The organism is Streptomyces sp. NPDC008317 (assembly GCF_042955955.1).
Classification (GTDB): Bacteria; Actinomycetota; Actinomycetes; order Streptomycetales; family Streptomycetaceae; genus Actinacidiphila.
The window spans coordinates 1-14738 of sequence record NZ_JBIBFQ010000016.1 but is presented as its reverse complement, the minus strand read 5'-3'; the positions used below and the strand labels follow the sequence as shown (position 1 = coordinate 14738).

Sequence of the window (14738 nt, the reverse complement as noted above, 5' to 3'; positions counted from 1 at the left end):
GCCGCGTACCGGACCGGCTTTCGCTGTAGGGCTTACCGATCAAAGGAGTGAGGATTCCATGACCGAGCTGTCACGCCTTGCCCATGGCGTGCTGTTCCCCGCGCTGGGGCGCAAGACCGTGCCCCGGTGGGCCCGCGCCCGTGTCGAGGAGGGACTCGGCGGCTTCGTCCTGTTCGGCAAGGACATCGCCTCCGCCGAGCAGATCCGGCAGTTGACGTCCGACCTGCACGGCCTGCGTGAGCATGTGCTGCTGTCCGTCGACGAGGAGGGCGGTGACGTCAACCGGCTGGAGTCGTACGGGGGTACGTCGGTGCCCGGCAATCACGCGCTGGGGCGGCTGGACGATCCGGAGTCGACGCGTGAGGCGGCGTACCAGATCGGGCTGTCGCTGGTGGCGGCCGGCATCGACTGGGACCTGGCGCCCGCCGTCGACACGGCGGTCAATCCCCTGAGCCCGAACGGCATCCGCTGTTTCGGCGCGGACCGGACTCTGGTGGCCCGGCACGCCGCCGCGTGGGTGGAGGGTCTCCAGGCGGCGGGGGTGAGCGCGTGCGCCAAGCACTTCCCCGGCCACGGGCTGAGCTCCACCGACGCCCACCTGGGCACGCCCACCGTCGACCTCTCCCGCCAGGAGCTGGTCGACCACTATCTGGACCCGTTCCGAGCGGCGATCGCGGCGGGCGTCGACAGCATCATGGTCTCCCACGTGCTGCTGACGCAGCTCGACACGGTGCCCGCCACGATCAGCCCGGCGGTTCTGACGGGTCTGCTGCGCGGTGAGCTCGGGTACGACGGGGTCGTGATCACCGACGCGCTGGAGATGCGCGGCATCAGCGATGTGGCGGGGCTGCCGGAGGCGTCGGTCCGGGCGATCGCGGCGGGCGCGGACGCGCTGTGCCTGGGCGCGTGGGCGTTCGGCGACGACGTGGACGCGGCAGCCGCGGCCCTGGTCGCGGCGGTCGAGGACGGCAGGCTCCCGGAGGAGCGGCTGCGCGAGGCCAACGCCCGTATCGCCAAGCTCGGCACGCGCCCCAGGGCGACCGGCGCCGTGCACGACGACGCGGTGGGCGCGCGGCTGGCGCGCGAGGTGGTCGAGGTCCACGGCGACCCGGTGCTGCGCGGCCGGAAGGTGATGGTGGTCCGGCTGGACCCGACGCATTCGCCCGCTCAGGGCGGTGCGTCGTGGGGGATCGCGGAGCCGTTGCGGGCGGCGGGTCTTGAGGTGGAGTCGGTGGCGGTGGCCGGTGACACGTACAACGCGGAGGGAGTGATCAGGGCCGAGATCGGCCTGTACCTGGACGAGTTCGGGCCGGACGCCGACGTCGTGCTGCTGGTCCGCAGCCCGCACCGCTTCCCCTGGCAGCGGCCGGTCCTGGACGAGGTCCTGGCCCGGTGGCCGGAGTGCGTCGTGGTCGACATGGGCGTGCCGGGCGACGACTTCGGCGGATTCCGCGGCTGGGTGCGGACGTTCGGCGCCTCCGGGGTGTGTGCGCGGGCTGCGGTGGACGTGCTGCTGGCGGCCGGGTGACCGGCGGCGGGCAGGTGCTGACCGGCGGGCGCTTCGTGCGGGTTGACGGCGGTGTGACACCGGGGTGGCTGCTGGTCCGCGACGGTCTGATCCATGCCATGGGCGAGGGCGGTCCGCCCCCGGTGCCGGAGCCGGTGGTGGATCTGCGGGGGCGGCTGGTCGTGCCGGGGTTCGTCGATCCGCACTGTCACGGCGGGGCGGGCCGTTCGGTCTACACCGGCAACGCCGACGACGTGCGGATCGCCGCGGCCGGGCACCTCGCCCGCGGCACCACGTCGATGCTCGCGTCGGTGGCCAGCCTCGCCCTGCCCGCGATGGAGGCGGCGGCGCGCGCGGTCGCCTCGGTCATCGACGACGGATCCGCGCCCAACGTGGTGGGCATCCATTTCGAGGGGCCGTTCCTGTCGCCGGGCCGCCGCGGCGCGCAGAGCCCGGACGCGCTGCGGGCGCCGGACCGTGCGGTGGTCGAGCGGCTGCTGACCGCGGCCGGGGGCCATGCGGTGTCGATGACGGTGGCTCCGGAACTGCCCGGTGCGCTGGAGCTGATCAGGGAGTACGCCGATCGTCTCGTGATCAGCCTCGGCCACACCGAAGCGTCCGCGGCGGTCTTCGCGCGGGCGGCCGGTGCGGGCGCCCGCTCGGTGACCCACCTGTTCAACGCGATGCCCCCGCTGGACCACCGGGAACCGGGCCCCGTCGCGGCGGCGCTCCTGGACCCCCGGCTGTCCTGCGAGCTGATCGTCGACGGCCACCACCTGGCCGACGACACGGTGCGCCTGGCCCACCGCACGGCAGGCGCCGACCGCCTGCTCCTGGTCAGCGACGCGATGCCGGCGGCGGGCATGGGCGACGGGACGTACCGTTTCGCGGACCGTGAGGTGACGGTGTCGGGAGGCGCGGCCCGGCTGTGCGGCACGGACACTCTCGCGGGTTCGACGCTCTTCGTGTCCCGCGCGTTCTGCCGCTCGGTCACTACGGTGGGTCTGCCGCTCGCGGACGCGGTCCGCATGTCGTCCACCACCCCGGCCCGGCTGCTGGGCCTGTCCGACCGCGGTGCCCTGCGCCCGGGCCTGCGGGCGGACTTGGTCGAGCTGGACGCGTCCCTGTCCCCGTCCCGTGTCTGGCTGGGGGGCCGCCCGGTCCTGCCCGGCGGCGGCGCGGGCCGGTAGGGGAGTCCGGTGGGCGGGCGCCCGGTGCCGGTCCGGGTGCCCGCGTGCTGGGTCCGATGAGTTCGCCGTCGTCGAACGGTCTACCCAGCGACACGACCGTTCTCGACAGGAGTGCCATGTCCACCATCCAGCCCGTGATCGTGACCGCGAACCAGGACGTTCTGCTCGGCTTCTATACGCAGTTGTTCGGCGCTGAGGAGATCTTCCGGGAGCCGGCGGAAGGCCCGGCCTTCTACCTCGGCTTGCGCATTGGCGACACCGACCTCGGGCTGGTGGCCAAGGCGGACCCGGGTACGCCTGCGGCGCCGCGGATCCTGCTCAGCATCGGTGTCGCCGACGTCGATGAGACGCTCGGGCGGGTGGAGGCGCTGGGCGGCTCGGTCCGCGGCGGCCCCACCGACATGCCGTGGGGACAACGTGTGGCCCACATCTTGGATCCTGACGGTAATCCGGTGAATCTCACCCAGCCGGTCCCGGCGTGCTGAGGCCGCTGTGGGGTGTGTCCTTGAGGTGGTGGTTGTCGTATTTGATTCGCGGTGGCTGGTGCTCTGTGCGGCGTCCCGTGGCTTCGTGATGCGGGGCGGTATCTGTGCGGGTCAGGGGGTGGGGCGGCCGGTGAGTGAGTCAGAAAGCCGGGCGGTGCGGTCCGCCCTGCGGCACCGTCCAGGGACAGCATTCTCCTGATGGAGAAAAGGGGCATGACAGCACTGAATGTACGAGGCCGCGTCGGCGGCGATCGGCACGCTCGCTCCGGTGTGCGGGGCGTTCATCGTGGGTCCCGCACAGAGCGCTTCCGCCGCGGGCTGCGGGAGTTGGGGCAGCACCGGCACGGCCGGGGACATCGCGGGGGCCTCCACGCACGGGGAGGGACGCTTCCCGGGGCAGCGGCAGGGTCCAGATCGGCGTCACCGTCGCGGACGCCGAGGGCGAGGGCAAGGGGGCCTGCGTGCAGTTCCGCGCCACGTATGCCGACGGTGGGACCCGGGATGAGTGGGTGTACGTCGTGGGGGCCGGCCACACCCTGGACAAGTCCTTCAGCTATGCCTTCAGCGTCCACGACATCTGGGTCCGGGAGGGCCTGGGCAACAACGGTAAGTGCAGCCCGGGTGGCCGGGGGCGTACACACGGTCCGGCCCACGTAACAGGGCCCCGTTTCCCCGGTGGGCGCGGCAGCGCTACACCCGCCCGGATCTCGCCGAGTGTCAGGGGCCGGGCTCCGGGGCCTGGTCCCTGCCGCCGTCTCCCCGTACGCCGACCGTGGCGTTCGTTGCCCGGCAGGTCGCCCGTGAGGAGGAGAGGCTCGGCCGCGACGGGTCGGGCCAGCGTCCCGGTCCGGCACCAGCGCTCCCAGGGCACCGCCTGCTTCGTGGCTTTCCGGCTCCGGCAGGATGGGGGCATGCTCATTGTGATCGGCGGACTCCCCGGCACCGGCAAGACCACCCTGGCCCGGCTGGCTGCGGCGCGCATCGGCGCGGTCCACCTGCGTATCGACACCATCGAACAGGCCATCGTCCGCTCGGGCCTGGCACAGCACCCCGTCGGACCGGCCGGCTACGTCATCGGATACGCCCTGGCCGAGGAACATCTCCGGCAAGGACTGACCGTGATCGCGGAATCCGTGAACCCCATGGCGGTCACCCGCGACAGCTGGCAGAGCGCGGGGACCCGGGCGGCCGTCCCCGTCGTCGAAGTGGAAGTCATCTGCTCGGACCCTGCCGAGCACCGCGAGCGCGTGACCACACGATCGATCGACATCCCCGACCTGCCCCTGCCCGACTGGCAGCAGGTCCTCAACCGCGACTACGAGCCGTGGAACCGGGAACACCTCGTCATCGACACCGCCGGACAGGACCCGCAGCAGTCACTCGCCCTGCTCCTTCACCATCTTGATCGCTCCGGCGGGATGTCAACCGAGGCCACCGAAGGCTGACGCACCGCGCTATGTCATGACCGGCTCAGCAACAGGCTCTTACCTTGTTATTTTTACCAGTTCGCCGGGGTTTGGTGCCGACCTTGTGGTGGGCCGGTCGTTGGTATGCCTCGCTGCCGGTGAGGACTCGTCCCACGTCGTGGCGCGGCGAGGGCCGGCGGTTTTTCGGGCCGGGCGGCCGTCCGGAGCCGGGGCTGACGGGTTTCGGTGCGCTGGCCGGCGAGCCGGTTCTCGTGCGGAGGTTTTGGAACCCTCGCCTGGACGCGGGCCGGGGCGAGCCTGTGCGGTGGTGCTGGCTTCTCCCACGGCCTGCGCAGGTCGGTGGCGAGCGGTCGGGCGAGGCGGAGTTGGGTGTGGGCGGCGATGATCAGCCAGGTCCAGCGGTCGGCGGCGGCCGAGTCGCGCAGTCGGGGCCAGATCCAGCCGAGGGTCTGCTTGAGCACGCGGAAGGGGTGCTCGACGTCGAATCTGCGGAGGAACGCCTGCCAGTAGCGGTCGACGTCGCCCGCGGTGGCGCCGGTGCGTGACCACCACAGCCAGACCGGCTTGTTCACCCCGCCGGACGGCAACTGCTCGACCGTCAGGCGGATGACGGTGCCCTCGATGATCGGCAGTGGTCCGTTGTGGTCGAGCCGTGCGGCCCACTGGGTCAGCCTGGGGTGCAGCCGGTCCCACGCCTGGGCGGCTGCCGTGCCGTGGAGCTGGGTGTCGGTGACGGCCTATTTCTGGCCCCAGGTGGCGGGGTCGCCGAAGATGAACTCCCCGCCGTGCTTGGGCAGCCGGTCGCCCTTCGGGTGTGCCCGGTGGAACTCCTCCCACGAGGGTGCCGGCCGACGCATCACCCGGTCCGAACGGGGTCGGCCCAGGATCTCGACCGGCAGGCCGGACAGCAGGTAGGCGATACGCGGCGCGTCTAGCCGACGTCCGGAACGATCAGGATGTCCGTATCCCCTTCACCCCACTGACCTGCGGCGATGAGGCGCTCGATGACCTCACGGACCTGGGCGGCGGTAGTGGCGGCAAGGTCGACGCCGGGGGGTGGGACGGACCGCGTCCAGGAGGGCGGACCAGGAGGTGCGGCCGGTCTCCAGCGCGACGATGACCGAGTACGGCCAACCGGGCATCATCTGATGCTTCGCGCCGCCGCGGCCGTAGGTGTGGCGGAACGAGCGGTCCGGCACGGTGCCGGCGTCCGGCCGCAGCCACGGTCAAACGTCGACGGCCAGGACCAGCCGCCCGCCGGTCGCTCGCGGCAACGGCACCCCGGCCAGAGCCCGCAGCCGGGCGACATCGAGCCCGCCGCGGTTCAGTCCGGCGTAGAGGGAAGCGTGACCCCGGCGATGCTCCGGCGCCAGGGCGAGATCGATCAGCGACCGCACCGGCCCGTCGGTATTTGGAGCCATAACGGCGCGCCGAAGTATGGATCCGTCGCTGGCGCGGCGGTGCCCCGGGAGAGGGCGACAGCACGGCCGCTCCACAGCCGTGACAAGCCGCAGCTACGGCAGACCAGACGCCTCGGCCTGAACAGGGTCCGACCTCCGCAGCCAGAGCTGTCGGCCGCTGGAATGACAAGGGCGGCTTTCGCGCAGCCAGGGCATCGCACCATGATCGAGCTAAGGAAGTCGTACTTGGTGCTGCGCGGATCTCGGAACCGACCGGAGGACGAGGCCATGCGGTGAGTATGCAACTGCCCACGGAGCTAGCGCACCCCGATTCGACGCCTCGTGTGCGACCCCCTGCCATCCCCGCCGAGAGCCACGCGAAGGTTGAACAACAAGCGTACGGCGAGTGCGGGCCGCCGCAGGTCGGGTTTCCTGGCTGTGGATTGACCGGGATCAAGCCACGGCGAGCCCGGAAGCGACAGTTCACGACACGCTAATTTTGGGGCACCCCAACAGCAGAGGAGAGCCCCGTGGGCAAGGTGGTCATGTACAGCTCGGTGTCAGTGGACGGCTTCGTAGCCGACGACAAAGACCAGCCCGGACCGCTGTTCGACTGGCTGTCCAGCGGTGACGTCCCGCTGGACGAGAGCGGCGTGCTGACGGTGTCGCAGGCGTCCTACGACTACATCCGGCCGTACTGGGACCAGATCGGAGTCACCGTCGTCGGCCGCCACGTCTTCGACCTGACGGACGGCTGGGACGGGAAGCCGCCGAGCGGGATCGACCACGTGGTCGTCGTGACCCACCGGCCGATGCCCGAGGGCTGGGACCCCGAGGCGCCCTTCCACTTCGTCGGCGGCGTCGAGGCAGCCGTGGCCAAGGCACAGGAGCTCGCGGGTGACCGCCTGGTCGAGGTCGCCGCCGGCGACGTCGGTGGCCAGGTGCTCGCCGCCGGCCTGGTCGACGAGGTCCGCATGGACGTCGTACCCGTCGTGTTCGGCTCCGGCAAGCGCTACTTCGGTTCGGCCCCCGCGCAGCACCTGTTGGAAGACCCTGACGTGGTAATCCAGGGCAACCGCGTCCTTCACCTGCGCTATCAGGTGCGCCGCTGACCGACCTAACCGGACTCCGCGAAGAAGTCCACCGCGATCGAACACACACAGGGCGCCCCCCTCGTGGCCAGACACAATGCGGTCCCCAATGCCGGGAGTTGACCTGCGGCGGTTCGAACCCCGCTGACGCGAACGACTCCCGGTCCGACTGTGTTGGCACGCGCCCAAGCTTCGGTGTCACAGGACAGCGGGGGCTACCAGCCTGGCCCGGCCCGCTCGGCGCCTCCAGGCACAGGCTCGTCTGGCCGGGCGCGGAGCTGGGCTTCCCGGGCGCCGGATTTGGGCTTCCCGGGCCCGAGCTCGGGCCGGGGTGGTGGGGACTGGAGGCCTTACTGGTTGGCGGTAGCGTGCGGTCGTTGCGCTGGGGGGATGGTGTGGGGATTGGGCTGGGCGCCGTTTTTTTGTGGCGGTTGCCGGGGTTGGCGGGGCTGTGGGCGGGGCAGCGCTTGCTTAACGGGCACGGCGGATGGGGGTCGGCTCGCGGCGCTCGGGCGGCTGCTGGACCGGGAGGGCCAGGCCGTTCAGAGCAACCGAGAACTTTATGCCGGGCTCAGTGCGGCTGTCCGGGCGTGTCGCGCTGCGGGCAGGGACGTGGTGTTTGCCGTCAGGGGTGAGGAGTCCGTGGTCGCGGACGCCACCGCGCCGCGCGGCAGGTGTGTTACGACCGGTACATCCGGGCCCGGATGGTCCTCGGCGCAGCGGCTTTTGAGATAGGCAATGAGGTCTGCCGGTGCGTGGGTGCCAGCTGTCACCTCGACCGGCGCCTGCGGCTGATTCCCTCGGGAGGAGGGCCTGTCTGCCGTGCGGACGCGCGGCTTGTTCGGGCGAAGCGGTGGTTCGCGGGGTCCTCGTCCGGTGCGGTGTATCTGCTCCGGGATGCGTTGCGTGCCGAACTGGGTGTGCACGGTGCGCTGTCCGTCGAACGACTCGGGGGCAAGGCGGCGGTGCTGTCCGGTGCCCGCGTGGCCCTCCGGCAGGAACGACGGCGCCTCCAGGCCCGACAGCCCGAACTGGTGGGCCGGGGCTGGTATGCGCGCCCGGCCACTGTCCGCTGTGTGGCCGTTGTGCGTTCCTTGTCGGGTTCCGCAGTACGGGGCGGGTGCCCTTTGCTGGCGGATCGTCTGCGGCTGTGCGCGGGTTGTTGGCCGGCGGGCTTGGGTGCCAGGGCCGGGTGTAGGTGCAGGTGTCGGACCACCCCCAGGGCCTCGTCGCGGGTCCTGAGGGTGTGGACGTCCTGCGCGGTGGCGTCGGCCGCGCTGGCGATTTCCCCGCGGGGCGCGGGGGGCAGCGTGGTGGGTAGACCGTTTCGATGGTGCCGGAACGGATCTTGCCGTCCACCGGGTTGACGCCGCCGCCGTGCAGGGGGACGGAGTCCTGCAGCGCGTCCTTCCCCGTGGTTTCCCGGGGGTTCGCCAGCGGTTTGGGGGTCAGGCGCGGGGGCATCCGGCCGCTATGGCCGATGAGACGACTGGAACACCCGCCGAAGACCACCTCCTCCTCAGCGTCGACACCAACGGTGACGGAAAACCCGACGTATGGATGACCGACACCACCGGTGACGGCAAGCCCGACCTCTACCAGTTCGACACGACCGGTGACGGCGCGGTGGACGTGACCATCGTTGAAGAGCCCGGTGCGGGGGAAGCGGGACGCACCGTCATCGAGGGCGACGGAGGCCACCCCGTCTCTTCCTGACTGTCGTGCCTGCCCCGCCCCCTGTGTTCCCGGGGGCGGGGCAGGCTGGTGTGATGCGGGGTGCGGGGTCTGCCTCGTGCTGCGCGTGGTCGCTCTGGCCGCCCGGAGGCGGCAGGCCGGTCACCCGTGCGGTCGGCCTGATGGGCCGCGACCCCAGCGGTCTGCGCCGCGCCCTTGCCGACCGCTGTCGAGTTTCTGCTGCCGCGCCGCCGTCACCGACGCGCGGGGGTGCGGGCGCGGACGGCCTGCCGTGCCCTGCTTGTTCGGGCCGTGTCCGGTACGCGGCTCGCGGTGGGCTGCTGTCCTGCTCCGGGCTGTGTCCGGTATGCGGCTGCCCCGGTGTCGTGGGCGCCCCGGCAAGGGGATGTCGCCGTGCGCCGGGCGTGCGAGGTGTGCCGGGACAGGGCGGCGTCGTGTCCCGGTAGCGCGGGGTGAAGATGGCCGCGTTGTCGGGCGGCGTCGTGACCGAGGTCCGCCCCCGCCGCCCGCCCGGGCGGGCGCGGATCCGCCGGATCGCCCGGCGCCTGCCCCCCGCGCCTGCACTCCGGGCCTGGGCCGCCCGGCGACGCGCGGGCCGGTGACGTGCGGGCCGCGCGCGGGCGTGCGGGGTGCCGCGGGGCGGCGGCTCCGGCGCATCGCCTCCGGGGGCTTCCGGGAGGTCTGCTTCAGGGGTCCGCGGTCCGCCGCGCGGCGGACCTTGAGGCGCAGTCGACGGGCATCGGTTCCGTCGGGTTCGGCTTCCAGCAGCCGGCCCGTGTGGGCTATCGGCTGCCGGGCCCGCACGGGCGCGGCGTGTTGTCTCCGGGGCGGGCGGGGTGGGACGTACCTGTCGGGGTATGACACGACGCACACGAACAGTCACAACGGTGGGCCTGGCGGCGGCCGTCTGCGCGATGACGGCCGGGGCCGGCCTCGCACCGGCGTACGCCGGGACAGTGCCGGGGACCGGGGTCTCGTGGTCTCGATGGGTGACAGCTTCATCTCGGGTGAAGCGGGGCGCTGGCAGGGCAACAGCACCGCGGTGACCGGCAGCCGGAACGGCAACGACCGGGCCTACCGGAACGGGGCCTACCTGCCCGCGCTGGTGTACGGGGCAAGCTACGCCGACCACTGCAACCGTTCCGACTCGGCGGAGATCGACAATGCGCCGTTCACCGAGGGCGCCCCCGAACGCGTCAACCTCGCCTGCTCCGGCGCCCTGGCCAGGGCCGTGTACGCGAAGGCGGACGGCGGAGAGCGGTTCAAGGGCGAGGAGCCGCAGGCGGACCAGTTGCACGCGGTGGCCGCCGGGCACCGGGTGAGGCTGATCGCGTTGTCCGTCGGCGGCAACGACATCGGCTTCTCGGACGTCATCCTCGCGTGCGCCAAGGAGTTCCTGAAGCCGGGCAGCAGCCACACCTGCGCCGCCGCCCAGCAGAAGGCGGTGGAAGGCCGCTTCGCCCGGATGCGCGAGGAGGCTGGCAGAGCCGTGGACAGCATCCGTGCGGTGATGCGCCAGGCGGGACAGCAGGACGGCTCCTACCGGCTCGTCCTGCAGTCCTACCCCTCCCCGCTGCCCGACGCCGCCCGGAACCGGTACCGGGCCAGGGGCTACAAGCGCTTCACCACGGGCGGCTGCCCGTTCTCCGACACCGACCTCGACTGGGCGCACGACACCCTGGTGCCCGAGATGACCGCGGAACTCGCACAGGTGGCCACCGCGCGACACACCGAATTCCTCGACCTGTCAGCAGCCTTCCAGGGCAGGGAGGTCTGTGCCGACCAGGCCCGCCAGGCGACCGCGGGCGAACCGCCCGCCCCCGCCGCCAGTGAGTGGGTCCGCTTCCTGGTCACCGGGCTCGCACAGGGCGAGCGCCAGGAGAGCCTGCACCCGGACTTCTACGGCCAGCTCGCCCTGGGCCGCTGCCTGGCCCTGGCCGCCGGCGAACAGCAGAGCGAAGGACACTTCCGCTTCGCCGACACCGCCGGCAAGGGCCCCGAAACGATGACGCTCGCACACGAGTAGCACACCGCCCGGGCGGCAGCTGCCAGCCGGCCGGTGACGAGCGGGGGCCGCACAGCCGGCAGGACCCCGCCGCCGACGCCGCCGGCCTCCTGGACGCCGGCCTCCTGCCGGACGTCAAGAGCGCACAACGCCCGCACGAACCGCCCGAGAAGACCGTCCGGCAGCTGCTCGGCCGCCTGATGCCCGACACCGCCGGTCTCCACCGCGTCGGCGCCGTCGGCCTGCACCGCGGCCGACGGCGCGGGACCGGGCGGACGCGCTTGCGGGTGCCGGTGCGCTGAAGGCGGCCACCGCCGCCCGGATCATGTTCCTGGTGCGCGCCCGCACCTGACGGGACGGCAAGACGCTGCGCAACGCGCTGCTGGACCTGGAGGCGGCGGGCGGGGCCGTCTCGGAGGGGCAGAGGGCGGCCCCGTCCTGGCGGCTCCGGCGGGGAGCCGTCGCGGAGGCTGTGGGGCCTGACCGTCCCGGAGCCGGCCGCTGCCGGGGGGCGCCCCGAAGGAGAGGGCGTGGGGCCGGTACGGGAAGGAGAGCGGGCTCCGGGGTTCGCGCGGCAGGCCGGAGGCCATGCGGCTGCCCTTGTCCGGCACGAGGTATCGGGCGAACGCGGTCACCGCGCGCTGGAGCCGCTCGGGCCGGGAGCGGGCCGCTCCCGGCGGCCGGGCCCGGGCGCTCTTCGGCCGTCTCGGTTGCTCACCTGCCTGCCCCCGGACTCTCCTGCACCGGCGGAGAAACGTGTTAAAAGTCTTAGAACGGTGCAATCGCGGTGTTGTGGATTCCGGGCGGTGCTGGCTGCCGGGGGCCGTTCGGCCGTCGGCAGCCATGGCAGCGCGCCCTGGACGCAGCCGCCCCTGTCGGCTTTCCCGGACGGCGTCCCGGGCGTGGAACTGCCGGGCGGCCCGGATGCCGGCACCCCGCACGCAGACCGGCAAGTGAGCAGCCGGGGGCCGCTCCTCGGGCCTTCGCCGGCGGAGCGTGTTTCCCAGGCGTCCATGGCATGGCAGTGCGGGCAGCAGCGCAGCGGATGCCTGCCCGGCCCGGGGCCGGCGAGGGGGCCGGGCGTCGGGTTCCGCACTGCTCCCGACGGTGTCCGGAGCGCTTCATGACCGGTACCAACCCCGGCCGGCCCGGCACCAGGACGAATCTAGGACGGGCCAAGGACTCGTGATCGTAGCGTGTCAGGCAGAAGGGGGACCGGGGCAACAGCTTGGGGCTGAGGCCGACAGGGGCGGCCTCGAGTTCGGAAGTCCCCACCGCCCGGCCCCAGCGGGAGGCGACAGCCAGCTGTCCCGGTACGGGGCATCAACGACGGGGAGGAACCCATGCTGAAACGTGGGAAGAACAAGCGGGCTATCGTCATGGCAGCCGCGGCACTGGCTCTCGCCGGCGGTGCCACCGTCGGCCTCGGCGGGACCGCCGGCGCCGCGGCCTATGGCCCGCCTCCGGCGAGCACCGACTGGTTCTCGCTCTACGTCACCAATAACGCGGGCGGCCGGTATTACCTGGTCTGCAACGAGCAGTCCGCCGCGAACACGGTCTACGTGGGCGCCGAGGAGGGCCGCGACGGGAACGCCGTGGAACTCAAGGACGTCAACACGGGCTGGACGACTTACGGTGCGAACATCAGGTTCAACGCCGGCGCGTGCGAGGAGTTCACCTTCGTCGGCTACGACGGCCGCGGGCTCGCCGGATACATCAAAACGCCCGCCTTCTACACCACGGGCTGGGTGGACTACAACTGACCTCACGGCAGCCACCCAGGCGCATCGTGGCGGGCAGAGCATCATGGGCCGGGCCCGGACTCCTCCATGAGTCCGGGCCCGGCCCTTCGCCGCGCGGCTCCACCCGCGCAACCCCGGTGCATCGGGTTCCGCTCGCCGTCCGGGACTGAACTTGCCGGCCCGCCGGCGGCTTGGCGACGAACAGCCCGATCCTGTATCAGATCCCGCCCACGGCTTCCATGGCCCTTTTCCGTCTCCGGACCTTCATGCTGCCGTTTACCAGCGCATCCCTAGCGCGTCGAATTGCCCGCGCCGCTCCGCGCTCAGCTTGCCGGCCCGCCAGCGGGCGCTGTCCACGAACATGCCGAGCCTGTGCCCGACACCGTCGACTTCTCCGACGTGCTTCCTGGGCACCCGGAAGCGCCCCTCACACGTGTGCAACTGCCGGGCGGACGGGCCATGTTCGCCGCCCATTTGCCGGCCTACGTACGGGGCGCCCGCGGCCGTTCCTCCGGCGCGGCGGAGGAGAGGCGGAGCATGTGCTCGAGCATCCACTGCTGCGCGGGCAGCAGTTGCTCTCAGTCCAGGCGCTGCGCCAGCGCCCACACCCCGAGGTCTTCGCCCTGCACCATGGCCTCGCCCGGCCCCGGAAGCGGGGCACCGGCCTCGATGACACCCCGGCACAGCGTGTAGCAGCGCTGCCAGGCCACCGCCCAGGCCGGACACCATGACGGGCCGATCGCCTCGAACGCGCCCCTGCATTCCTCGGTCAGCGCCCCGGCGGTGGAGCCGACCGGCAACCCCTGAAGTGCCCGTGTTCGGCCGCCCGTCCCCGCGCTGCTGACAGCCCCTCGGTGGAAGTGGGCGCCATGGCGTCAGCGGTTGTGCGCCAGCGGTGTTCAGCTGCTGATTGCCTGGTCATTTTCTGTGGAAGCGATTTAGTCCCCTGTCACGGGGTGACCGATTGGCTCCTGCTTTCCGACTGGCGTCAGATCGGCCGGCCGTCACGGAAGTGGCTGCTCACACAGTGTGGTCGGCCGGCAGGAGACGCATCGGCAAGAGCCGGCCACGCATCGTCAAAGCAGCAGCGCGTGCAGGACATAGCATCACCGAGGCGCGCGCTTTGCTGCGGGGCGCACTCGGAGTTGTTGACTGAGAGGAGACTCGTGGATCCGCCCTCCGCGGTGCAGTAAGCAAATCCCGGGTCCGAGAAAAAACGACGTGCAATCCAAAAGGGGAGAAATGAAGAAGTTGAGCCTGGCAGCTCTCGGGATGGCACTGGTCGGCTTCATGGCCGTTACGCCTTCTGCCTCCGCCTATGACACGGCCACGCTTGAGCGGCAGCAGACCATAGCCGTCAACCCGGCGCCCTCGGCGCAATCGTGCCAGACCAGGAACATCACCCTGGCTTCATACTGGTACGAGTGGTCAAACTTCATGGACAACACCTTCAGCATCGGAGGCCAGACACCGCGTCCCGTTTATCTCGTCAGCGGCACATATAAATGGAAAGTGTGCCTGTATTTCGCTGGCACTAGAACATACGAGGAGCAGTCCTACTTGGATCCGGTTGATCCCTCGTACGACACGGTGTGGCTGACGGATCCTCAGGTCTCCTTCCTGGGATCGGCGGGCAGAACCTCCTTCACCGTCTACTGGGGCAGCCAACTCGTTCCCCTTCACGCGTAGTTACCGAGCCTTTTTAGCATGGCCACCGATCCGGTGACGGCCTCGGCGTCCGCAACGGACAGGGCTCCCCTTTGCGTTGGGCGAGGTGGCAGACGTCTTGACCTGCCGGTCCAGGAGCCCTGTGGGTTTCCCGTCCTGCCACACTCCCGTGTGCCGCTCTGGTGCCGGCAGCCGGGGATTGTGGCCACCTCGTGTCAGCGGGGCAGCTACGGCCGCGCACAAGGGCCGGCCCGGACCTCTCGGGGGAGTCCGGGCCCGGTTCTTCGCCGCGCGGCTCTACCAGCGCATCCCGAGCGCGTCGAGTCCCGCGCGCCGTTCCGCCGAAAGCCTGTCGGCCCGGCGCCGGGCGTTGTCGAGGAACAGACCGAGCTTGTGTTCGACCCCGTCCACGATTTCGACGTGCTTGCGCGGGTGTCGATCTTCTGTCTAGTTACGACATGCCTGGCGCTCTGACCTCGTCTGTTTGGAGTTCAGGTATTAAAACTGGCATGCCGTCTACCTCGAATG

General features: G+C 71.3%; 10 protein-coding genes and 1 pseudogene. 9 read left to right on the top strand and 2 right to left on the bottom strand.

Annotated features, from left to right (window positions below):
- Nucleotides 1-58 precede the first annotated feature (58 nt).
- From ACFY9V_RS34650 to ACFY9V_RS34635, 4 genes are all read left to right on the top strand, one after another.
- Nucleotides 59-1528 carry a glycoside hydrolase family 3 N-terminal domain-containing protein gene (locus ACFY9V_RS34650; RefSeq protein ID WP_355343465.1) on the top strand — a complete coding sequence of 490 codons (1470 nt, stop codon included), beginning with the start codon at nt 59-61 and terminating at the stop codon, nt 1526-1528.
- Nucleotides 1525-2697: an N-acetylglucosamine-6-phosphate deacetylase gene (gene nagA / locus ACFY9V_RS34645; protein WP_391164297.1), complete on the top strand. Its 1173-nt coding sequence runs from the start codon at nt 1525-1527 to the stop codon at nt 2695-2697. Before ACFY9V_RS34650 ends, nagA begins: the two co-directional genes overlap by 4 nt.
- A gap of 116 nt (nt 2698-2813) precedes the next feature.
- The gene (locus ACFY9V_RS34640; RefSeq protein WP_391051727.1) at nt 2814-3182 is read left to right on the top strand and encodes a VOC family protein; all 369 of its coding nucleotides are present in this window, start codon (nt 2814-2816) and stop codon (nt 3180-3182) included.
- Nucleotides 3183-4093: 911 nt separating this feature from the next.
- The gene (locus ACFY9V_RS34635) at nt 4094-4627 is read left to right on the top strand and encodes an AAA family ATPase (RefSeq protein ID WP_391164296.1); all 534 of its coding nucleotides are present in this window, start codon (nt 4094-4096) and stop codon (nt 4625-4627) included.
- 25 nt (nt 4628-4652) lie between these two features.
- Here the strand turns inward: ACFY9V_RS34635 and ACFY9V_RS34630 are convergent.
- Nucleotides 4653-6015, bottom strand: a pseudogene (locus tag ACFY9V_RS34630) (NF041680 family putative transposase); the annotation flags it as partial.
- Nucleotides 6016-6539: 524 nt separating this feature from the next.
- Between ACFY9V_RS34630 and ACFY9V_RS34625 the strand changes: the two are divergent.
- The 4 genes from ACFY9V_RS34625 to ACFY9V_RS34610 all read left to right on the top strand — a co-directional run bounded on the left by ACFY9V_RS34625 (nt 6540) and on the right by ACFY9V_RS34610 (nt 12563).
- Nucleotides 6540-7121, top strand: coding sequence for a dihydrofolate reductase family protein (locus tag ACFY9V_RS34625; RefSeq protein ID WP_391164295.1), 582 nt, complete (start codon nt 6540-6542; stop codon nt 7119-7121).
- A 1452-nt stretch (nt 7122-8573) separates the two neighbouring features.
- Nucleotides 8574-8816, top strand: coding sequence for a hypothetical protein (locus ACFY9V_RS34620; RefSeq protein WP_355343450.1), 243 nt, complete (start codon nt 8574-8576; stop codon nt 8814-8816).
- Between the two features lie 964 nt (nt 8817-9780).
- A complete protein-coding gene (locus ACFY9V_RS34615) occupies nt 9781-10821 on the top strand; it encodes a hypothetical protein (RefSeq protein ID WP_391164294.1) in 1041 nt (346 codons plus the stop codon).
- Nucleotides 10822-12143: 1322 nt separating this feature from the next.
- Complete coding sequence (locus tag ACFY9V_RS34610) at nt 12144-12563, top strand: hypothetical protein (protein ID WP_391118444.1); 420 nt, start codon at nt 12144-12146, stop codon at nt 12561-12563.
- A 557-nt stretch (nt 12564-13120) separates the two neighbouring features.
- On the opposite strand, the gene ACFY9V_RS34605 is transcribed toward ACFY9V_RS34610, so the two are convergent.
- Entirely contained in the window at nt 13121-13342 is a 222-nt protein-coding gene (locus ACFY9V_RS34605; RefSeq protein WP_391164293.1) for a hypothetical protein, read from the bottom strand.
- Between the two features lie 442 nt (nt 13343-13784).
- Between ACFY9V_RS34605 and ACFY9V_RS34600 the strand changes: the two genes are divergently transcribed.
- Nucleotides 13785-14231 (top strand): hypothetical protein, encoded by a 447-nt coding sequence (locus ACFY9V_RS34600; protein WP_391164292.1) that lies wholly within the window; start codon nt 13785-13787, stop codon nt 14229-14231.
- Nucleotides 14232-14738: the final 507 nt, after the last annotated feature.

Bases quoted from the DNA above. Each gene is read 5' to 3' on its own strand.
- ACFY9V_RS34650 (WP_355343465.1), top strand. From the start codon at position 59: ATGACCGAGCTGTCACGCCTTGCCCATGGCGTGCTGTTCCCCGCGCTG.
- ACFY9V_RS34640 (WP_391051727.1), top strand. From the start codon at position 2,814: ATGTCCACCATCCAGCCCGTGATCGTGACCGCGAACCAGGACGTTCTG.
- ACFY9V_RS34635 (WP_391164296.1), top strand. From the start codon at position 4,094: ATGCTCATTGTGATCGGCGGACTCCCCGGCACCGGCAAGACCACCCTG.
- ACFY9V_RS34620 (WP_355343450.1), top strand. From the start codon at position 8,574: ATGGCCGATGAGACGACTGGAACACCCGCCGAAGACCACCTCCTCCTC.
- ACFY9V_RS34615 (WP_391164294.1), top strand. From the start codon at position 9,781: ATGGGTGACAGCTTCATCTCGGGTGAAGCGGGGCGCTGGCAGGGCAAC.
- ACFY9V_RS34610 (WP_391118444.1), top strand. From the start codon at position 12,144: ATGCTGAAACGTGGGAAGAACAAGCGGGCTATCGTCATGGCAGCCGCG.
- ACFY9V_RS34600 (WP_391164292.1), top strand. From the start codon at position 13,785: ATGAAGAAGTTGAGCCTGGCAGCTCTCGGGATGGCACTGGTCGGCTTC.